Consider the following 18,689-nt stretch of genomic DNA (forward strand, 5'->3'; position numbering starts at 1 on the left):
CATGGTGATCAGCCGATCACGCGGGTCGCGGTGGCGTCCAGCTTGGGCGGGGTCTCGAAGGTGTGGAACGGTGCGGGCGATGGCACTTCCCATTCCAGGCCCTCGGCGCCTTCCCAAGGCTTGGCGGGGGCCTTCTCGCCCTTGCCCATCATCGCGGGCAGCACGACGGCCAGGAAGAAATACACCTGCATCAGACCAAAGCCGAAGGCACCCACCGAAGCGATGGCGTTGAAGTCCGCGAACTGCATGGGGTAGTCGGCATAGCGGCGGGGCATGCCAGCAAGGCCCAGGAAGTGCATGGGGAAGAAGGTGATGTTGAAGGTGATCAGCGAGCCCCAGAAGTGGATCTGGCCGCGCGTTTCGGAGTACATCACGCCAGTCCACTTGGGCAGCCAGTAGTAGACGCCGGCGAACATGGAGAACAGCGAGCCGGCCACCAGCACGTAGTGGAAGTGGGCCACCACGTAGTAGGTGTCCTGCAGCTGGATGTCGATGGGGGCCATGGCCAGGATCAGGCCGGTGAAACCACCCATGGTGAACACGAAGATGAAGCCCACTGCGAACAGCATGGGGGTCTCGAACGTCATGGAGCCGCGCCACATGGTGGCGATCCAGTTGAAGATCTTCACGGCCGTGGGCACGGAGATCAGCATGGTGGCGTACATGAAGAACAGCTGGCCGGTCACGGGCATGCCGGTTGTGAACATGTGGTGGGCCCACACGATGAACGACAGGATGGCGATGGACGAGGTGGCATACACCATGGAGGCGTAGCCGAACAGCTTCTTGCGCGCGAAGGCGGGCACGATCTGGCTGACGATGCCGAAGGCCGGCAAGATCATGATGTACACCTCGGGGTGGCCGAAGAACCAGAAGATGTGCTGGTACATCACCGGGTCACCGCCGCCGGCGGGGTTGAAGAAGCTGGTGCCGAAGTGGCGGTCCGTCAGCGTCATGGTGATGGCGCCGGCCAGCACGGGCATCACGGCGATCAGCAGGTAAGCGGTGATCAGCCAGGTCCAGGCGAACATGGGCATCTTCATCAGCGTCATGCCGGGGGCGCGCATGTTGAGGATGGTCACGATGATGTTGATCGAGCCCATGATGGACGAAGCGCCCAGGATGTGCATGGCGAAGATGCCGGCATCCATGGAGGGGCCCATCTGCAGGGTCAGCGGCGCGTACAGCGTCCAGCCGGCAGCGGGTGCGCCACCGGGCATGAAGAACGAGCCCACCAGCATCGCTGCGGCAGGAATCATCAGCCAGAAGCTGAAGTTGTTCATGCGTGCGAAGGCCATGTCGGATGCGCCGATCTGCAGCGGGATCATCCAGTTCGCAAAGCCAACGAAGGCCGGCATGATGGCGCCGAACACCATGATCAGGCCGTGCATGGTGGTCAGCTGGTTGAACAGCTCGGGGTTCACCAGCTGCAGGCCGGGCTGGAACAGCTCGGCGCGGATCAAGAGGGCCAGCACGCCGCCGACCATGAGCATGGTGAAGGCGAACAGCAGGTACAGGGTACCGATGTCCTTGTGGTTGGTGGCGTACACCCAGCGGCGCCAGCCGGTGGGGCCGTGGTGGCCATGGTCGTCGTGTGCGTGGTCGCCTGCGTGCCCATGCTTGTCGTCGAGAACTGCGCTCATTTTGTATTCCTCAATGCGATGGGGCGGTGATTACTTGCCACGCTGGGCCAGGACTTCAGCGGGCTGCACCAGTTGGCCGGTCTTGTTGGACCAGGTGTTCTTGGTGTAGCTGGCCACGGCCGCGAGGTCCGTATCGCTCAGCTGCGCCCACGATGGCATGGCGCCATTGGCCGCGCCCTTGAGCAGGATCTGGATCTGCTTGGCATGGTCGGTGTCGAGCACGATGGCCGAGCCGTCCAGTGGCTTGATGGGGCCTGCACCCTTGCCGTTGGCCTGGTGGCAGGCGGCGCAGTTGGCCGCGTAGACCTTCTCGCCGCGCTTGGTGATGTCTTCCAGCGTCCAGACCTTGGTCGGGTCGTCGAGCTTGGCGGCGGCCTTCTTGCGTTGCTCGGCCACCCAGACGGTGTAGTCCTCTGCAGACACGACCTTCACGTGGATGGGCATGTAGGCGTGCTCCTTGCCGCACAGCTCGGCGCACTGGCCGTAGAAGTCGCCAATCTTCTCGGCGCGGAACCAGGTGTCGCGCACGAAGCCGGGGATCGCGTCCTGCTTGATGCCGAAGGCCGGCACCATGAAGGCGTGGATCACGTCGTTGGCGGTGGTGATGATGCGGATCTTCTTGTTGACCGGCACCACCATCGGGTTGTCCACCTTGAGCAGGTAGTCGGCGGGCGCGTCCTTGACGTTGCCGCTGTCGGACATCACGCGGTGGCTGCTGTCCAGCGTGGAGATGAAGGCCAGGCCCTCACCCTCGCCGGTGATGTAGTCGTAGCCCCACTTCCACTGGTAGCCCGTGGTCTTGATGGTCAGGTCGGCATTGGTCGTGTCCTTCTGGGCCACCAGCACCTTGGTGGCGGGCAGAGCCATGAGGATCACGATGATGAAGGGGATGATGGTCCAGACCACTTCCACGGTCACGGACTCATGGAAATTGGCCGCCTTGGCGCCTTTGGACTTGCGATGCTTCCAGATGGAATAGAACATCACGGCGAAGACGGCTACGAAGATCACCGTGCAGATGACCAGCATCATCCAGTGCAGGAAATGCTGCTCCTCTGCAATCCTGGTGACAGGGGGGTGCAGATTGAGCTGGTTGACTGCGGGACCGCCAGGCAGGTCTTGAACGGCATGGGCCACGCCGCCCACCCATGCACCGGCGATCAGGAGCAGAGAAGCCAGCTTGTTGGAAATGCTCTTCATAGTTCTCATTTACTTCTAAGCCTCAAATTAACCAATCCCTGCTGGCGCGCCTGCGTGGGGTCAGGCTGCGCGCAAGGCCATGCGTATCTCCGATGCCAGGGCCGGCCGAAGCTCGGGGCGCACGTAGCGCCCCACTTCCACCGATCGGCCCTGTGCAGACAAGGTGATCAACGACCGGTCGCCGGTCTTGGGTTCCACGCGAACCCAGCTCCGGTCGAATTCGGCGCGCTCGAGCTTGCCTGCTGTCTCCAACTCCACCACCAGGCGCGAGCCCTGCAGTGAAATCCTCTCGCCATCGGCCGCATGACGTCCGTACATGGCGAATGCCAACCCAACCACCACCATCTCCAGCCATGCGAAGGGCATGACCAGACGGGCCCCGAGCATCCAGAAGAACGTTGCAATGCCCAGTGAAACCGAACACAGCGACAGGTACATCCAGCCCATCTGCGCGGGGGTGACCGAGCAGTTGCGGGCCAGGCGCCAATCGATGCGCTGACCCGAGACAGTGGCAAAACGAAAAACCAAGCCTGTCACCGGAGGTGCCCACAAGACTGCCGGCTGCAGACCACACCAGAAAAGCCACTGGCGCGGCATGCGCAGCCCGCTACGTTGCGCGGGAAGATGCCCGAAATCCCAATAACCCTGAATTGTAGCGTGCCTTGTTCCATGTCATTGACACGAGCCTACCCGGTACTTCTACCTGTACCGGTGGCCAGCATGGCCCGCATGTCCTGCAGCGAAACGGCACTGCTGGCGCTCATTTTCAGGCGCGGCGCAGGTTTGAAGGCATGGCCGTAGATGATCTCGAAAGTCAGTGCCAACTGTCCGTTCTGCGCAGGGTCGGCCAGGTGCTCCACCAGCGCAGCATGCAGGCGCTCGCGCCAGCAGCGCCCGCGCAAGGCGCCAAAGCGGTCAGGGTGCAGGTTGCAGCCAAGCTCACGCAGCTCCTGCAGCAGGCGCTCGGGCGTGGCGAAGGTGAGCGTGATGCGCTCCATGTCCATCACCGGCTCGGCAAAGCCGGCGTGCACCAGCATGTCGCCCCAGTCGTGCATGTCGGTGAAGGCATGGCCGGCCGGCGGCCAGCCCATCGCGGCATACACGCCGTGCAGCTCGCGCGCGGTGTCGGGCCCCAGGCAGGAGAACATCAGGTAGCCGTCGGTCGCCAGCGCGCGGTGCCACTGGCCGATGAGGGCCTGCGGGTCGGCCGCCGTGTGCAGCGCCATGTTGGCCCAGAGCATCTGCACGCTGGCATCGGGCGGCAGGCCGAACTGCGGCGCCGGGCCGCTCCAGCGTGCCGGGCTCCACCAGGGCCGGGCCAGCGCCTGCTCGGCCACCGGCACGCAGTGCGCAGCGGTCTCGGCCACCTGGCAGGCGGCCTTGGGATAGCGGGCACTCACCAGCGCATGGCCCTGCAGGCCGCCGCGCACAGGATCCCAGTGGCACCAGGACGCGGGGGCCTGGCGTATCCACTGCAGGCGGTCCTCCATGCGGCGGGCCACCTCTTCGTGGAGCCAGGGGGCCATGGCAGGCGCGGCGGCATGCCAGCGGGCAGCAGCAAGGGGATCGATCGTGGGGGGGCGCTCTGTGGGCATGTCGTAGGAACCGGGCCCCACGCAGGAACCGGGGGCCCAACGAGTATATTGACTCATGCAGTTCAAGGCGTTCACAGGGCTATCGGGGGTGGGGCGCAGGCTCAGGGCGCTGGCCGGCGCCCTGCCCAGCCAGTGCGCCGTCTGTCATGCCTGGCCTGCCACGCGCGTGTGCAAGGCCTGTACGGCCCGCTTCGCCCAGCCGGTGTCGCGCTGCACCCACTGTGCCCTGCGTGTGCCCGAGGGTGTCACGGTGTGCGGCGCCTGCCTGCGCGCGCCACCGGTCTTCGAGCGCTGCCTCGCCGCCGTGGACTACGCCTACCCCTGGTCCGGCGTGCTGGCCGATTTCAAGTTCCGCGCCGACCCCGGCTGGGCCGCCACACTGGCAGCGCTGATGCGCGGCAGCCCTGGGCTGGCGCAGGCACTCGACGCGGCCGACCTGGTGCTGCCCATTCCCTTGTCGCCCGAGCGGTTGCGGGAGCGGGGCTTCAACCAGGCCCTGCTGCTGGCCCGGCAGTTGTCACCCCACAAGGCACACCCCGCCATGCTGCTGCGGCTGCAGGCGGGCGATACCAAGGTACACCAGGCGCAACTGACGCGCGCCGAGCGGCTGCGCAACCTGCGCGGCGCCTTTGCCGTGGAGCCCGCCCGGGCCGCCGGCCTGCGGGGCCAGCGCATCGTGCTCATCGACGATGTGATGACCACCGGCGCCACCTTGCATGCCGCCGCCACCACGTTGCGCGAGGCGGGCGTGGCATCCATCAGCGCCCTGGTGTTCGCCCGCACGGAACCGCACCGGGACCACACCGCAAGCCTCCCATGATTTGTTACAAAACCCAGCCGCAAAGGACCAGGTTCGCAGCAAAATACCGCCCATGTTCCATATCGTCCTGGTCGAGCCCGAGATTCCGCCCAACACCGGCAATGTGATCCGGCTGGCGGCCAACACGGGGTGCACCCTGCACCTCATCGAGCCGCTGGGCTTTTCCATGGAAGACCGGCTGATGCGCCGCGCCGGGCTGGACTACCACGAGTACACGGCCGTGCTGCGCCATGCGGGCTGGACGGCCTTCCTGCGCGATGCGCAGCCCGACCCGGCGCGCATGTTCGCCATGACCACGCATGGATCGCAGGACCTGTTCGACAACTGCTTTCTGCCGGGCGACTGGCTGGTGTTCGGCGCCGAGACGCGCGGCCTGCCGCCCGAACTGCGCGAGACCTTCCCTCCCGCACAGCGGCTGCGCCTGCCCATGATCGCCGGGCAGCGCAGCCTGAACCTGTCGAACGCGGTGGCGGTGTCGGTGTTCGAGGCCTGGCGCCAGAACAGCTTCGGCGCCGCTGGCGCTGTAGCCGCCCCCTCTCCAAGCGAACTGGCGCAGCTTCAGCCGGGGTGATACCTTTGGTCCGCAATGGCCTGGGGCCCTTGCTCGGACATGAAGTCCAGGTACACCTTGGTGCGCGCGGGCAGCATGCGACCCGAGGGCAGCGCGGCATACACCGTGTAGCGCGAAACGATCCACTCGGGCAGCACATGCACCAGCTCGCCGCTGGCCAATTGCTCCTCGATCAACAGGCGCGCGGTGACCGCCACGCCCGCGCCATCGATGGCCGCGCGCAGCAGCACGCCATTGCTGTCCGACTGCAGCACCGGCGGCGCATCCACCTCCTGCGAGGGCGCATCGCCCGTGGCCGGGTACAGGCGCAGCTTGCGCCCGCCGCCCATTTCCGAGCGTGCGGGTGCGCCCGTATCGCGCAGGTACTCGTGCTGCAGCAGGTCCATCGGCACCTGGGGCACGCCCTTGCGCGCCAGGTACTCGGGCGACGCCACGACGATGGCCTCGCCATGCAGGAGGGCGCGGGCCACGATGTTGGCGTCGAAGTCCTCGCCCGCCACCATGATGGTCACGTCGAACTCGTCGATGCGGCGCAGGGCCAGCGAATCCACGCTGATGTCCAGCATCAGCTTGGGGTAGCGCGCATGCCACAGCGCCGTCAGCGGCGCGAGGAAGTTGGTGGTGAGCACCGGCGGCGCCACGATGCGGATGGTGCCGCGCAGGTCGCGCGTGCTGGCCACGGCCTCGGCTTCGGCATCGTCGATCTCGTTGAGGATGCTGCGCACCCGCTGCAGGTAGACCTCGCCGGCATCGGTGAGCGCCACCTTGCGCGTGGTGCGCTGCAGCAGCCGCGTGCCCAGGTGCTGCTCCAGCTCGGCCACCATGCGCGTGACCACGGGGGGCGACATGTCGAGCGCGCGGGCGGCGGCGGCAAAGCCGCCCTCGTCGACCACGCGGTCGAAGACTTTCATGGCTTGCAGGCGGTCCATCGTTCAGCCCTCCTGCCAAATGTGAAAGAGCGCCGGGTGAAAGGGCGCCGGGCGCCCTGCCCTCAAGGCTTGGCGCCGTAGTTGCGGGCCAGCGACTCGGCCACGCACACGGGCTTGTCGCCACCCTCGCGCTCCACGGTCACCAGCCAGGTCATCTGCATGCCGTCCGGCGCCAGCGGCTCTGCGGCCTGCAGGGTCAGGCGTGCCCGCACGCGGCTGCCCACCGGCACCGGCGAGGTGAAGCGCACCTTGTTCAGGCCATAGTTGACGCCCATGCGCGCGCCCTCGATGGCAATGCCCGACTCGAAGAAGCGCGGAATCAGCGACAGCGTGAGAAAGCCATGCGCAATCGGCGCGCCGAAGGGCCCAGCCTTGGCACGCTCGGGATCCACATGGATCCACTGGTGGTCGCCCGTGGCTTCGGCAAACAGGTTGACCTGTTCCTGCGTGATGGTGATCCAGTCGGTCACGGCGACCTCCTGGCCCACGCAGGCGCTGACTTCGGAGTAGGAGCGGAAGATTTTCATGGCACCAATGTAGCGCTGCGCCACAGCCCGCCTTGTCGGCCGGGTGACAGGTAATAACCCTCAGGCGAGCAGCGCTCATGCGTCGAGCCACTCGCAGATGCCCTGCCACTGCTCCAGGTCGCGCGCCACGCGGCCCGGTGCCACGTCGAACAGCGTGAGCCCGTGCGCCGCCAGGTGAATGTAGTTCTGCGTGTCGCGCAGGTAGCCCAGCACCGGAAACCCGAGGTTGTCCACGAACTGGTGCAGTTGGTCGGCAGCACGCGTGCGCGCATCCACGCGCATGCCCACAATGCCCACCTGTACCCCGGCGGAGCGCTTGTGCTCGGCCAACTGGTCCAGAAATTCGCGCGTGGCGAAGATGTCGAATACGCTGGGCTGCAGCGGCACGATGATCTTGTCGGCCACCTTGAGCACGTCGTTCAGGCGCCAGCCGTGCAGGCCGGCCGAGGTGTCGAGCACCGCATGCGTCGTGCCCTTGGGCGGCTTGCTGATCACGTCGGAGTTGACGTCCCACACGCCGATGGGCCGCGCTGCCGGCGGGCGCAGGCCCAGCCACAGGCGCGCAGATTGCTGGCGGTCGGTATCGCCCAACAGCACGGGGTGGCCGTGGCTGGCGTAGTAGCCCGCCACATTGGTCGACAGCGTGGACTTGCCCACGCCCCCCTTCGGGTTGGCAACGACGATCACTGGCATCACGAAACTCCTTGCGTTGGGTCTGGCAATGAAATCGGCTGGAAAGACAAAGGCAGGCGCTGGCTCCGACTCGCCCGGTCATGCTACCCAATCGATAGCAAGACGCAAGCCCGTCATGCGTGCTGGCCGCCGCGCTTGACGAAGAAGAGCCCGGCGCCCACGGCCATCAACAGCCCGCCGAAGACCCGATTCTGCACACGCAGGGCCCGGGCGCTGCGCATCAGGCGGCGCATGGCGCTGGCGCCGGCGGCGTAGCCGTGCATCACGGTCACGTCCACGGCCACCGTGGTGGCGGCCATCACCAGCAGCTGCGTCCACAGCGGGCGCGTGTCGGTCATGAACTGCGGCAGCACGGCCACCATGAAGATGATGCCCTTGGGGTTGGTGGCATTGGTCAGAAAGCCGGTGAGGCAGCGCTTTTGCCATGTGCCCGCAGGCACCTCGTCGTCGCCCTGCAGCGGCGAGGCATCGCCCGAGCGCCACTGGCAAAAGCCCACATAGATCAGGTAGCCGGCGCCCAGCACCTTGACCACGCTGAAGGCCAGCTCGGACGCCAGCAGCAGCGAGCCCACGCCCGCCCCCGCCACCAGCAGGATCAGCAGCAGGCCCAGTTGCAGCCCGAGGATGGTGGCGCCCGTCTTGCGCACGCCGAACGACAGGCCATGGCTCATCGACAGCACCGCGCCCGAACCGGGGGACACCGCAATCAGGCACGAGGCCGCGAAAAAAGCCAACCAGGTCTGGAAATCCATGGAGCAAGCACCACACAAAAGCAAGGGCGCGTATCTTATCAACCATGGTCGGCCCGCACAGCATGCGGGCCCATTGCGCTACCAAAAACAGAGCACAGCACAGGGGTGACAGAATGTGAAGGCCGGGGACACGCACATCCTCCACACAACAAACCACCCCCGGCCCGACCCGCTCCATGGAACACGCACCCACCTGGCTCACCTACGGTTTTCTCTACCTCACGGCCGCCGTATTGGCCGTGCCCATCGCCAAGGCCCTGGGCCTGGGCGCCATCATCGGCTACCTGGCGGCCGGCATCGCCATCGGACCCTGGGGCCTCGCACTGGTCAGCAATGTGCAGGACATACTGCACTTCGCGGAGTTCGGCGTGGTGCTGATGCTCTTTCTCGTCGGACTGGAGCTGCAGCCCAGCCGGCTGTGGGCGCTGCGCCGCCCCATCTTCGGCATGGGCAGCGCACAGGTGCTGGGCTGCGCGGCGGTGCTTTTCGTGCTGGCCAGCCTGGTGGGCCTGCCCTGGCGCGTGGGCTTGGTGGGGGCACTGGGGCTGGCGTTGTCGTCCACCGCCATCGCCCTGCAAAGCCTGGCCGAGCGCAACCTGATGCGTACCAGCAGCGGGCAGGCAGGCTTTTCGATTTTGCTGTTCCAGGACGTGGCGGCCATTCCCATCCTGGCGCTGCTGCCGCTGCTGGGCGCAGCGGCCGGCGCGGGCGCGAGCCACTCGCCGGGCGAGGTGGCATTCGAAGTGGCCAAGATCGTCGGCGTGATCGCCGCCATCATCCTCGGCGGGCGCCTGCTGCTGCGGCCCGTGCTGCGCTGGATCGCCAAGAGCAAGACGCCCGAGGTCTTCACCGCCGCCGCGCTGCTGCTGGTGGTGGGCATCGCCATGCTGATGGTGATGGTGGGGCTGTCGATGGCGCTCGGCGCCTTTCTGGCCGGCGTGCTGCTGGCCGACAGCGAGTACCGGCGCGAGCTGGAGGCCGACATCGAGCCCTTCAAAGGCCTGCTGCTGGGCCTGTTCTTCATTGCCGTGGGCATGAGCATCGACTTCGGCGTGCTGATGCGCTCGCCCTGGCTCATGGCCGGAATCTTGTTCGGCTTCCTGGCCTGCAAGGCGGTGGTGATCTATGCGCTGGCGCGCGCGGTGGGCATCCCCTACCAGGAGCGCCCCGTGTTCACGCTGCTGCTGGCCCAGGGCGGCGAGTTCGCCTTCGTGGTATTCCAGGCCGCCGCCGGCGCCCAGGTGTCCCCGCAGAGACTGCCTCGCTGCTCATCGGCGCCGTGGCGCTGTCGATGCTGGCCAGCCCCTTGCTGCTGGTGGTGCTGGACCGCGTGCTGCTGCGCCGCTACGCGCACGTCAAGGCGCCCGAGGCCGACGAGATCTCGGAGCCGCAGGAGGCGCCCGTCGTGATCGCAGGCTTCGGCCGCTACGGCCAGATCGTGGCGCGCGTGATGCTGATGCAGGGCATACGCACCACCGTGCTCGACCACAGCGTGGAAATGCTGGAGGTGGCGCGCACCTTCGGCTACCGCGTGCACTATGGCGACGCCACCCGGCTCGACCTGCTGCGCATCGCCGGTGCCGGCCAGGCTCGCATCCTGGTGATCGCCGTGGACGACCCCGAGCAGTCCGTCAAGATCGCCGTGCTGGCGCGCAAGCACTTCCCGCACCTGCAGGTGGTGGCCCGCGCGCGCGACCTCACGCACTGGAACAACCTGCGCGACGCCGGCGTAACCCTGGTGCAGCGCGAGCTGTTCGAGTCGAGCATGCACAGCGCCCGCACGGTGCTCGAGCTCATGGGCCTGCCGCCAGAAGAGGCCCATGAGATGACCCGGCGCTTCAGGGAACACAACATCGCCCTGTCCGACCGCATGTACCCGCACCACCGCGACCGCGCCAAGATGATCGCCGTAGCGCGCGAAGGGCGCAGCCAGTTGGCAGAGCAGATGGCGCGGGAGCGGCAGGAGGCTGCGGCGGCGGGGGAGGACGGGGCATACCCCGGGTATGCGGGGCCAGACACCAACGCCCCTGCGGGCGGTGAAGAGCGCTGAGACAAGCGACCAAAGACGCCGCGGTGGATCGGCACTTGCAGGGATGGAATGGGTCCCGCCGAAATGGGCCGATGAAATCCAGCGAGCCCCGGCCGACACACTGAAAGCAGTACGCGAGAGGACGAACCCACCCGTCTTTGCAAATCTTCGCAAACGCGATTCATTCGCATTACAATCCATACCCTCACGCAAGCCAAGTGTCCCGTCAGGATGCCCGCCAGCGCCCGCTGCTCCTCCTGTCTCGGACCCTTTCCATGCACCCCCTGCCCCAACGCGCTGCGCTGCGCCTGCGCACGCCTGCCCTTTCGCCCGCCCGCACCGCCGGCCTGTTCGCCCTGACGCCGCTGGCGCTGTGCCTGGCGCAATCCGCCTTCGCCCAGGCCGCTGACACGTCAGTCACCACAGCCCCCCAGCTGCAGGAAGTGCGCATCAACGCCAGCACCGAAAAGGACATGGGCTTTGCGCCTGTGGAGGCCCAGACTGCCGGCAAGGCGCCCATGCGGCGGTTGGAAACCCCGCAGTCCGTCAGCGTGGTGACGCGCGAGCAGATGGAGTCGCGCCAGATCACCAACGTGCAGCAGGCGCTGCAGACGGTGGCGGGGGTGAGCCCTGTGAACTTCGGGCGCCGGGGCTTTGACGACCTCAACATCCGCGGCTTTCGCTCCACCGAATCGATCCTGGTCGACGGCCTGGTGCAGAGCCCCGGCATGTGGGCCAAGCTGCAGCCCTATGGCTACGAGCGCTTCGAGGTGCTCAAGGGCTCGGCCTCGGTGCTGTATGGCCAGGTGCAGCCGGGCGGCATCGTCAACGCCGTGAGCAAGCGCCCGCGCAAGGAGCCGCTGAACGAGGTGGGCATCGAGGTGGGCAGCTTCGGCCAGCGCACGCTGCAGGCCGACGTGAACCGGCCGCTGTCCGAATCGGGCAAGACAGCGCTGCGCATCAATGCGCAGGTGACGGATGCCGACGACCCGACGCAGTTCATCTACCGCAAGGACCGCTGGTTCGCGCCGTCCCTCTCCATCGACCTGGGGGCGCAGACCGACTTGGTGCTCTTCGCCACCTACAGCCGCAGCGAGTGGATGCGCCAGCAGGGCATCACACCCTATGGCACGCTGCTGCCCAACCGCAACGGCACACTGTCACGCACGCTGTTCACCGGCGAGCCCGCGTTTGGCGTGTACGACGTGGAGAGCACCACGCTGGGCTACGCGCTGGAGCACCAGGTCTCGCCTGCGATGACTTTCCGCCAGAACGTGCGCTACGAGACCGAGAAGGGCACGGGCAACTTCGTCTCGAACCAGGCGCTGCAGGCCAACCAGCGGCTGCAGAACCGCAGCGCCTCGCGCCAGTACATGGACTATGACCTGCTGGCCACCGACACCTCGCTGCTCACGCGCTTCGAGGCACTGGGCGCAAAGCACCAGTTGGTCACGGGCCTGGATGTGCGCAGCGGCCACAGCCTGCTGGCCAGCCGCACCTGCTCCATTGCCGCGCTGGACCTGTTCGCGCCGGCCTACGGCGTGCAGGCCAACTGCCCTGCGGCGCTGACCAGCGACGCGCCCGGCAAGCTCACGGTGGCGGGCCTGTATGCGCAGGACCAGATCAAGTTCGGCCAGGGCTGGACGGCCCTGGTGGGCCTGCGCCGCGACTGGTCCACCAACGACATCGACAACCGCGTCACGCGCGTGCAGACGCAGCAAAAGGACAGTGCCACCACGCTGTCGGCCGGCCTGGTGTACGAGTTCACACCCGGCTGGGCCGCTTACGGCAGCTACGGCGAGTCCTTTTTGCCGACCTCGGGCCTGGCGTTCAACGGCACGCCCTTTGTGCCCGAGACCGGCAAGCAGTGGGAAGCCGGCCTGAAGTACGAGGCCCCGGGCGGCCAGCTCACGGGTGCACTGGCCCTGTTCGACCTGGTGCGCGAGAACGTGACCACGGCCGACCCGGTAAACACCGGCTTCAGCGTGCAGACCGGCCAGCAGCGGGCGCGCGGCCTGGAGGTGGAGCTGGGCGCCGACATGAAGAACGGCTGGAAGCTGACCAGCGCCTACACCTATACGCAGACCAAGGTCACGCGCGACAACAACGCCGCCATCGTGGGCCTGCCGCTCAACCTCACGCCGCGCCACACGCTCACGGCCTGGGCCACCTACAAGCTGCCGCAGTACCAGCGCGTCACGCTGGGCCTGGGCGGGCGCTATGTGAGCGAGCAGATCGGCTCGTACCCGTTCACACTGCCCTCGTACGTGGTGGCCGATGCCTCCATCAGCTACGCGGGCGAGAACTACCGCCTGACGGCCGGGGTGAAGAACCTGTTCAACAAGGCGTATTACGACGGCGCGATCAACGCCAACGTGGTTTCGCCCGCGCTGCCGCGCAACTTCAGCCTGGGGCTGACGTACTTCTTCTGACCCGGCGCCACCATGCCCACCAGCCAGCGCACTCTGAACCGCCTGTTCGTCCTGCACTCGTGGTCGGGCATCGTCACGGGGCTCTTGATGTTCATCGTCTGCTTCTCGGGCGCGGTGGTGGTGTTCAAGAACGAAATCGACCTGTGGGCCAACCCGTCGCTGGCGGGGCTGCCGCGCACCGAGCCGCCCGCGCCGCTGGCCACCGTGCTGGCGCAGCTGCAGGCGCGCTACCCGGGCGCCACGGTGGAGACCATCGCCCTGCCCGACGCCACCAACCCCAGCTACTTCGCCCACGTGCGCGAGCGCGGCGCGCCCGCCAGCCAGCGCACCAAGGTGGCCCTGCGCTCGGACACGGGCGCCGTGGTGGGTCCGGTGGACAGCCAACTCGGCCAGTACCTGCGCATGCTGCACGTGTTTCTGTTCTTCGGGCCGCGCTGGATCGTGGGCTTTCTCGGCGTGACCATGCTGGTGCTGATCGCCACCGGCATCGTCATCCACCGCAAGATCCTGGCCGAGCTGTTCACTCAGCGCTGGGGCCGCAGCTTTCGGGTGGTGATGTCGGACCTGCACAAGTCCGCCGGCATCTGGGGGCTGGGCTTTCACATCCTGATCGCGGCCACGGGGGCCTGGCTGGGCCTGGCGCCGCTGTTCGAGCAGGGATACCAATACGTGAGCGCGGGCGCGCCTGCCGCCAGTGCCGCGCGCAAGCCGCCCGCCGCCGAACCTGCCCCTATGCAGTCCCTCGACACCCTGTACCGCAGCGCGCAGCAGGCCGTGCCGGGGCTGGAGGCACGCTATGTGTCGCTGCGCCGCTGGGGCACCAGCGCTGCCGAGGCCAGCTTCACCGGCGCACTTGCCGGCCACCTGGCCAGCACGGCGAGGGTGGACATGAACGCCGCCACGGGTGCGCCGAAGAAACCGCTGGACCCGCGCACGGCCGGCTTCTGGTCGCTGGTCAACGGGCTCATGGAGCCGCTGCACTTCGGCGACTTCGGTGGGCTGGCATTGAAGTGGCTGTACTTCATTTTGGGCATGACGCCGGCGTTTCTCTCCATCTCGGGCACGCTGATCTGGCTCGACTCGCGCCAGCAGCGGCGGCGTGAATCGCAACAACAGGCCAGCGTACCGCCGGGGCTGCGGTCATGACCAGGCACGCAGCCTCGGGCGCACCCACCTCCTTCGTGGCGCGCTGCTTCCTCGCGCTGCACGCCACCGTGCCCGCTGCGGTGCTGGTGGCTGTGCTCTTGCACCTGTGGCCGCCCGCCAGCCTGCCGCCGCTGGCGCAGCGGCCGGTGTGGGCCGTGTGGACGCTGATCGGCACCTGGCTGGCCGCCTCGCTGCTGGCTGCCTGGGCGCTGCACCACCTGGCGCTGTGGCGCGTGTCGCTGGGCAGTGCCGGCGTGCTGCTGGGGCTGGCCGGCGCTGCGGGACTGGTGCTCGGCGCGCCGCTGCAGTGGCCCATGCTGGCCAGCCTGGTGGCGCTGGGCGCTGTGTTGGCGGGCCTGGCCGCGTTCATCGCCCCGGCGCGGGTGCAGGCGAACCGCCGCCGCGACAACGGCAACCACCCACCGCGCCGCGCTGCGCGCGCGGGATGGCGCTGGCCCGCCATTCCCTCCACGCAGGCCCTTTCGTTCTGGCTGGCGGGCCTGCTGGCCATTGAGTCGTTCCGCATCGCCCATATCGTGGCGGTGGAGCCCGCGCGCTCGGCCGGCATGCTGGGTCTGCTGGTGGCCTTCTTCCTGGTGCTGCCGGCCGCCACGCTGCAGGCCTGGTGGCCACGCGCCGCAGCAGTGCTGGCAGCGCTGGCCGCAGCGGCCCTGGCGGGGCTGGCATGGCGATCAGGCATGGCAGTGTGGGGCGGGGCTGCGGCCCTGTGCCTGGCCATGGGCATCGCGGTGCTGCACCGCCAATGGAAGCACCGCGCAGCCTCCTCCGTGCACGCCACACGGCCTGGGCAGCGCGCGGAGTCCGCCGCATGATGGGCGACACGCTCGCCCTGGCCTGCGCGGCCGCCGCCTGCCTGCTGGCCCTGGTGCACTGGGCCCAGGCCACTGCTACGCGCGCCTGGGGCGATGTCCTCGCCGGCCCGCCAACGCAGCGCAAGGCCTGGGGCCTGGCGCTGGCCACGCTGGCGCTGCAGGCCACTGCCGCCACGATGGCCGCCGGCCCGGCCGCAGGCATCGCCATCGCGCTCGCATCGTGGATGGTGCTGGGCTGGGGCCTGGTGCTGGCCATGAACCAGTGGCCAGAGGGCAGCCTGCGCTGGGCGCGCCGCATTGGCGTTGCGGGCTGGGGCGGTTGCGCGCTGGGCGTGCTTATGCAGGCACTGGCCTGGTGACAGGTCGCGCGGCACAATCGCCGCCATGGACCTGCTCGACGCCCCCTGGATTCAGACGCTGCGCTTTTTTCTCGAAGTCGCGGCCACCATCGCCTTCGCGCTATCGGGCATCATCGCCGCGGCGCGCAAGCGCATGGACGTGGTGGGCGTGTGCGTGGTGGCCTTCGTGGCAGCGTTTGGCGGCGGCACGCTGCGCGACCTGCTGCTGGACCAGCGGCCCTTCTTCTGGGTGCGCCACACCGGCTTCATCTGGGGGCTCATCGCGCTGTGCGTGTGCGCCATGCTGTTCATGCGCCAGCGGCATTTTCAGCCCACCGAGCGCGCCATGCTGCTGCCCGACGCCATCGGCCTGGGCCTGTTCGCCGCCGTGGGGGTGGACATCGCCACCGCCATCGGCATGCCGCCCATCATCGCCGTGATGATGGGCGTGACCACCGGCGTCTTCGGCGGCGTGCTGCGCGACGTGCTGTGCAACGAGGTGCCCCAGGCCTTCAGCGACCACCGGCCGTATGCCCTGTGCGCGTTTGCCGGCGGCTGGATCGACGTGGCTCTGCGCCAGATGGATGCGCCGGGCTGGGCGCCGCTGCTGGCCTGCGTGGTGGCCACCGCCGGGCTGCGCGGCCTGGCGCTGTGGCGCAATTGGGAGCTGCCGGCGTGGCGGGTGTGATGCTCCGGCCACGCGGCAGCTCCATCGCCATCAACGACGATCCACCATGACCCTAACGCCCCTCACCGCCGTCCTCCGCCTGGCCTTCGCCCTGCTCGCACTCGCCGCCATCGGCTGGCAACTTTGGCTGCATGTGGGGCTGGGCTACAGCGCGCTCAACTTCTTCAGCTACTTCACCAACCTGTCGAACCTGTTGGCCGCTGGCGTCTTGATCGCTGGTGCATGCCGCCAATGGACGCACGCGCGGCCCTCGGCCGCTTTCGAATCGCTGCGCGCCGTGGCCGCAACCTGCATGCTGGTGGTCGGCGTGGTGTTCGCGCTGCTGCTGCGCGACGTGGATCTGGGCGCGCTGAGGCCTTGGGTGAACTCGGTGCTGCACCATGTGATGCCCGTCGTGGTGCTGCTCGACTGGCTGCTGTGGCCGCCGCGCCCGGCCGTGGGCGTACGGCCGCTGCGCTGGGTGGTGGCGTTTGCGGGCTTGTACCTCGCGTATTCAATGGTGCGCGGCGCTGCCGTTGGGTGGTATCCCTACCCCTTCCTGAATCCAGCAAAGGTGGGCGGGTACGGCGGCGTGGCGGTGTATGCAGTGGGAATCGCGGTCGTCGTCGTGGTCGCAGGGTGGGCGCTGCTGGCCTGGGCACGCCGGCGTGAAAGAGTACAAACGTAGTGTGGGACAGGTCGAATCCTGTCCAAAACCCCATCTCTGCGAAGTTGAGTGCCCGACAGCGATCAAAATCCGCAATGGCCCGTCACGACACCGCCATCATCCCCGGCACCACCAGGATGCACGCCCCGAACGCCAGCCCCTGCAGCCGGATGGTGGTCTCGGCGGACATTACGGTAGGGCGTTTGATCAAACCCTTTGCCTCGGACGTGCCCAACAAATACAGCTGATTGGCTGTTGGCAGAAACATCGGATTGGCGCATCACCTGAACGGGTGGGCCCGCCACGGCCCGGCGCGCGCCCTGTTGTAACAGGTAGAAACTGAGCACCAGCCTCAGTGATAATGATTTTCCGATTGCCACCCGTCCCTGGACACCCCCAAGCCTCCCATGCTCTGCGCCGTTGTTCTATGTATCGCAGCCCTGGTTGGGGGCCAGCAACCACCAGCGCAACCGCAGCAGCGGCCCGTTTCCTCGGACGGCTGGTTCACGCTGAGCGGTGACCGCGCCGAGGCCGGCAAAAACCTGATCGAGATCCTGCCCGAGCCCATCGGGGTGGACCAGCGCGTGGTGCTTGACCTGCGCGTATCGCGCGACCAGCAGCGCACCTCGTTCCGGGGCCAGAAATACCGCTCCTACTACGCCAAGGTCGTGGTCGACTGCCCCTCCCGCAAGGCCTGGTACCTCTGGCTCTCGTACTACGCACAGCCCGAGTGGGCAGGCCCCATCGTCGGGCGCGAGGAGTACAAGGAAGGCGAGGCGCCGGTGCTGTTCAAGGACATGTCGGGCGAATGGTCGCGGCGCATGATTTCGGCGGCGTGCAAGGTGCGCAATCTCTAGGGCTCCCCCATGGCCCGCACCACGAACTCAACGAAGCGCGCCAGCTTGGGCAGTTGGCGCCGGTCTGGCGCGTAGACGATGTGCACCGGGCGCGCTGCAGGCACGCAGCGGGTGAGCACCGGCACCAGCCGCCCCTCGCGGATCTCCTCGGCCAGCAGCACCTCGGGCTGCATGATGAGGCCCAGGCCACGCAGCGCGGCCTGGCGCAGGCCGTCGCCCTGGTTGCAGGTGAAGCGGGCCAGCTCTGGCCACTGGAAGGCCTTGCCGCCGTCGAACAGCGTCCACTCCACGCGCCGCTGCCAGACCGAATGGCTCAGGCACTGGTGCTGCGCCAGGTCGGCCACGCGCTCGGGGCGGCCGTGGCGTGCCAGGTAGCCGGGCGTGGCGGCGATCACCATGCGGTAGGGTTTGAGCGGCCGGGCCACCAGGCCCTCGTCGGCAATGGCGCCGATGCGCACGGCCGCGTCGAAGCCCTCACCTGCCATGTCGACCACGCTGTCGGTCAGCTGCAGCTCCACCCGCACCTGCGGGTGGGCGAGCAGAAAGTCGGCCACCAGCGGCGCAATCACCTGGTTGCCCAGCGTGAAGGGCGCGCTCACGCGCAGCAGGCCCTGGGGCACGGCGCGGTTGCGCTCCACGGCTGACTCGGCCCAGCGCACCTGTTCGAGCACGCGCCGGCAGTCCTCGTAAAAGGCCGCGCCCACCTCGGTCAGGCTGTTCTGGCGCGTGCTGCGCTGAAACAGGCGCGCACCCAGGTGCTCCTCCAGCTGGCGGATGTGCTTGCCCACCATCACGGCCGAAATGTCCTGCTGGCGCGCCGCAGCGGCAAAGCTGCCGGCCTCGACCACCGCCACCATGACCTCCATGTTGCGCAGCTTGTCCATGGCGATTACGAACCCCAGGTTAGTTCAAGAATAACTTCACTTTACTTTATGCGCCGATTGATTCACAAAACAATCCAGGCTTCTTCAACGCTTTCGGGCAACACCC

The 18,689-nt window shown here is 67.6% G+C and carries 18 protein-coding genes and 1 pseudogene; 10 read left to right on the forward strand and 9 right to left on the reverse strand.

Going from position 1 to position 18,689, the window contains the following annotated elements; genetic code table 11:
- Positions 1-8 precede the first annotated feature (8 nt).
- From ctaD to ACSQ3Y_RS28265, 4 genes are all read right to left on the reverse strand, one after another.
- A complete protein-coding gene (gene ctaD / locus ACSQ3Y_RS28250) occupies positions 9-1,643 on the reverse strand; it encodes a cytochrome c oxidase subunit I (RefSeq protein WP_305742594.1) in 1,635 nt (544 codons plus the stop codon).
- Positions 1,644-1,673: 30 nt separating this feature from the next.
- A complete protein-coding gene (gene coxB, locus ACSQ3Y_RS28255; protein ID WP_436179567.1) occupies positions 1,674-2,843 on the reverse strand; it encodes a cytochrome c oxidase subunit II in 1,170 nt (389 codons plus the stop codon).
- Between the two features lie 60 nt (positions 2,844-2,903).
- Positions 2,904-3,380 carry a DUF2244 domain-containing protein gene (locus ACSQ3Y_RS28260; RefSeq protein ID WP_057201833.1) on the reverse strand — a complete coding sequence of 159 codons (477 nt, stop codon included), beginning with the start codon at positions 3,378-3,380 and terminating at the stop codon, positions 2,904-2,906.
- Positions 3,381-3,529: 149 nt separating this feature from the next.
- Positions 3,530-4,438, reverse strand: a complete 909-nt coding sequence (locus ACSQ3Y_RS28265; protein ID WP_057202492.1) for a class I SAM-dependent methyltransferase — start codon at positions 4,436-4,438, stop codon at positions 3,530-3,532.
- 55 nt (positions 4,439-4,493) lie between these two features.
- Here ACSQ3Y_RS28265 and ACSQ3Y_RS28270 point away from each other — a divergent pair, with 55 nt between their 5' ends.
- Together ACSQ3Y_RS28270 and ACSQ3Y_RS28275 are read left to right on the forward strand one after the other, a co-directional pair.
- Positions 4,494-5,258 carry a phosphoribosyltransferase family protein gene (locus tag ACSQ3Y_RS28270; protein ID WP_428003602.1) on the forward strand — a complete coding sequence of 255 codons (765 nt, stop codon included), beginning with the start codon at positions 4,494-4,496 and terminating at the stop codon, positions 5,256-5,258.
- Positions 5,259-5,310: 52 nt separating this feature from the next.
- Positions 5,311-5,829, forward strand: a complete 519-nt coding sequence (locus ACSQ3Y_RS28275) for a tRNA (cytidine(34)-2'-O)-methyltransferase (protein WP_057201831.1) — start codon at positions 5,311-5,313, stop codon at positions 5,827-5,829.
- Here the strand turns inward: ACSQ3Y_RS28275 and ACSQ3Y_RS28280 are convergent.
- The 4 genes from ACSQ3Y_RS28280 to ACSQ3Y_RS28295 all read right to left on the reverse strand — a co-directional run bounded on the left by ACSQ3Y_RS28280 (position 5,817) and on the right by ACSQ3Y_RS28295 (position 8,730).
- Positions 5,817-6,758, reverse strand: coding sequence for a LysR family transcriptional regulator (locus tag ACSQ3Y_RS28280; RefSeq protein ID WP_436179568.1), 942 nt, complete (start codon positions 6,756-6,758; stop codon positions 5,817-5,819). The genes ACSQ3Y_RS28275 and ACSQ3Y_RS28280 overlap by 13 nt on opposite strands.
- A 62-nt stretch (positions 6,759-6,820) precedes the next feature.
- Positions 6,821-7,285, reverse strand: a complete 465-nt coding sequence (locus ACSQ3Y_RS28285) for a MaoC family dehydratase (protein ID WP_057202490.1) — start codon at positions 7,283-7,285, stop codon at positions 6,821-6,823.
- A 75-nt stretch (positions 7,286-7,360) separates the two neighbouring features.
- Complete coding sequence (locus ACSQ3Y_RS28290; RefSeq protein ID WP_057267936.1) at positions 7,361-7,978, reverse strand: ParA family protein; 618 nt, start codon at positions 7,976-7,978, stop codon at positions 7,361-7,363.
- Positions 7,979-8,091: 113 nt separating this feature from the next.
- On the reverse strand, positions 8,092-8,730 hold the full coding sequence (locus ACSQ3Y_RS28295) for a LysE family transporter (RefSeq protein ID WP_428003601.1): 639 nt from the start codon (positions 8,728-8,730) through the stop codon (positions 8,092-8,094).
- A gap of 176 nt (positions 8,731-8,906) precedes the next feature.
- Between ACSQ3Y_RS28295 and kefC the strand changes: the two are divergent.
- The 8 genes and pseudogenes from kefC (at position 8,907) to ACSQ3Y_RS28335 (ending at position 17,699) form a co-directional block, all read left to right on the forward strand.
- Positions 8,907-10,780: pseudogene (gene kefC, locus ACSQ3Y_RS28300) on the forward strand (glutathione-regulated potassium-efflux system protein KefC).
- Positions 10,781-11,034: 254 nt separating this feature from the next.
- Positions 11,035-13,191, forward strand: coding sequence for a TonB-dependent siderophore receptor (locus ACSQ3Y_RS28305; RefSeq protein ID WP_436179569.1), 2,157 nt, complete (start codon positions 11,035-11,037; stop codon positions 13,189-13,191).
- A 12-nt stretch (positions 13,192-13,203) separates the two neighbouring features.
- The gene (locus tag ACSQ3Y_RS28310) at positions 13,204-14,337 is read left to right on the forward strand and encodes a PepSY-associated TM helix domain-containing protein (RefSeq protein WP_436179570.1); all 1,134 of its coding nucleotides are present in this window, start codon (positions 13,204-13,206) and stop codon (positions 14,335-14,337) included.
- Positions 14,334-15,170, forward strand: a complete 837-nt coding sequence (locus ACSQ3Y_RS28315) for a hypothetical protein (protein WP_436179571.1) — start codon at positions 14,334-14,336, stop codon at positions 15,168-15,170. Before ACSQ3Y_RS28310 ends, ACSQ3Y_RS28315 begins: the two co-directional genes overlap by 4 nt.
- Positions 15,167-15,529: a hypothetical protein gene (locus ACSQ3Y_RS28320; protein ID WP_436179572.1), complete on the forward strand. Its 363-nt coding sequence runs from the start codon at positions 15,167-15,169 to the stop codon at positions 15,527-15,529. Before ACSQ3Y_RS28315 ends, ACSQ3Y_RS28320 begins: the two co-directional genes overlap by 4 nt.
- A 25-nt stretch (positions 15,530-15,554) precedes the next feature.
- Positions 15,555-16,196: a trimeric intracellular cation channel family protein gene (locus tag ACSQ3Y_RS28325; protein WP_436179573.1), complete on the forward strand. Its 642-nt coding sequence runs from the start codon at positions 15,555-15,557 to the stop codon at positions 16,194-16,196.
- 46 nt (positions 16,197-16,242) lie between these two features.
- Positions 16,243-16,863, forward strand: coding sequence for a Pr6Pr family membrane protein (locus ACSQ3Y_RS28330; protein ID WP_436179574.1), 621 nt, complete (start codon positions 16,243-16,245; stop codon positions 16,861-16,863).
- A gap of 386 nt (positions 16,864-17,249) precedes the next feature.
- On the forward strand, positions 17,250-17,699 hold the full coding sequence (locus ACSQ3Y_RS28335) for a surface-adhesin E family protein (RefSeq protein ID WP_436179575.1): 450 nt from the start codon (positions 17,250-17,252) through the stop codon (positions 17,697-17,699).
- Here the strand turns inward: ACSQ3Y_RS28335 and ACSQ3Y_RS28340 are convergent.
- Positions 17,696-18,583 (reverse strand): LysR family transcriptional regulator, encoded by an 888-nt coding sequence (locus tag ACSQ3Y_RS28340; RefSeq protein ID WP_436179576.1) that lies wholly within the window; start codon positions 18,581-18,583, stop codon positions 17,696-17,698. The two genes, ACSQ3Y_RS28335 and ACSQ3Y_RS28340, sit on opposite strands and share 4 nt — an antisense overlap.
- Positions 18,584-18,689 lie beyond the last annotated feature (106 nt).

It is taken from the genome of Acidovorax sp. LjRoot66, from assembly GCF_964253305.1.
GTDB lineage: Bacteria > Pseudomonadota > Gammaproteobacteria > Burkholderiales > Burkholderiaceae_C > Acidovorax.

Excerpts from the sequence above, each read along its gene's own strand:
- ACSQ3Y_RS28325 (WP_436179573.1), top strand. The coding sequence starts at position 15,555 with ATGGACCTGCTCGACGCCCCCTGGATTCAGACGCTGCGCTTTTTTCTC.
- ACSQ3Y_RS28265 (WP_057202492.1), bottom strand. The coding sequence starts at position 4,438 with ATGCCCACAGAGCGCCCCCCCACGATCGATCCCCTTGCTGCTGCCCGC.
- ACSQ3Y_RS28335 (WP_436179575.1), top strand. The coding sequence starts at position 17,250 with ATGCTCTGCGCCGTTGTTCTATGTATCGCAGCCCTGGTTGGGGGCCAG.
- ACSQ3Y_RS28315 (WP_436179571.1), top strand. The coding sequence starts at position 14,334 with ATGACCAGGCACGCAGCCTCGGGCGCACCCACCTCCTTCGTGGCGCGC.
- ACSQ3Y_RS28290 (WP_057267936.1), bottom strand. The coding sequence starts at position 7,978 with ATGCCAGTGATCGTCGTTGCCAACCCGAAGGGGGGCGTGGGCAAGTCC.
- ACSQ3Y_RS28280 (WP_436179568.1), bottom strand. The coding sequence starts at position 6,758 with ATGGACCGCCTGCAAGCCATGAAAGTCTTCGACCGCGTGGTCGACGAG.
- ACSQ3Y_RS28340 (WP_436179576.1), bottom strand. The coding sequence starts at position 18,583 with ATGGACAAGCTGCGCAACATGGAGGTCATGGTGGCGGTGGTCGAGGCC.
- ctaD (WP_305742594.1), bottom strand. The coding sequence starts at position 1,643 with ATGAGCGCAGTTCTCGACGACAAGCATGGGCACGCAGGCGACCACGCA.
- ACSQ3Y_RS28310 (WP_436179570.1), top strand. The coding sequence starts at position 13,204 with ATGCCCACCAGCCAGCGCACTCTGAACCGCCTGTTCGTCCTGCACTCG.
- ACSQ3Y_RS28275 (WP_057201831.1), top strand. The coding sequence starts at position 5,311 with ATGTTCCATATCGTCCTGGTCGAGCCCGAGATTCCGCCCAACACCGGC.
- ACSQ3Y_RS28320 (WP_436179572.1), top strand. The coding sequence starts at position 15,167 with ATGATGGGCGACACGCTCGCCCTGGCCTGCGCGGCCGCCGCCTGCCTG.
- ACSQ3Y_RS28285 (WP_057202490.1), bottom strand. The coding sequence starts at position 7,285 with ATGAAAATCTTCCGCTCCTACTCCGAAGTCAGCGCCTGCGTGGGCCAG.
- ACSQ3Y_RS28305 (WP_436179569.1), top strand. The coding sequence starts at position 11,035 with ATGCACCCCCTGCCCCAACGCGCTGCGCTGCGCCTGCGCACGCCTGCC.
- ACSQ3Y_RS28330 (WP_436179574.1), top strand. The coding sequence starts at position 16,243 with ATGACCCTAACGCCCCTCACCGCCGTCCTCCGCCTGGCCTTCGCCCTG.
- ACSQ3Y_RS28295 (WP_428003601.1), bottom strand. The coding sequence starts at position 8,730 with ATGGATTTCCAGACCTGGTTGGCTTTTTTCGCGGCCTCGTGCCTGATT.
- coxB (WP_436179567.1), bottom strand. The coding sequence starts at position 2,843 with ATGAAGAGCATTTCCAACAAGCTGGCTTCTCTGCTCCTGATCGCCGGT.
- ACSQ3Y_RS28270 (WP_428003602.1), top strand. The coding sequence starts at position 4,494 with ATGCAGTTCAAGGCGTTCACAGGGCTATCGGGGGTGGGGCGCAGGCTC.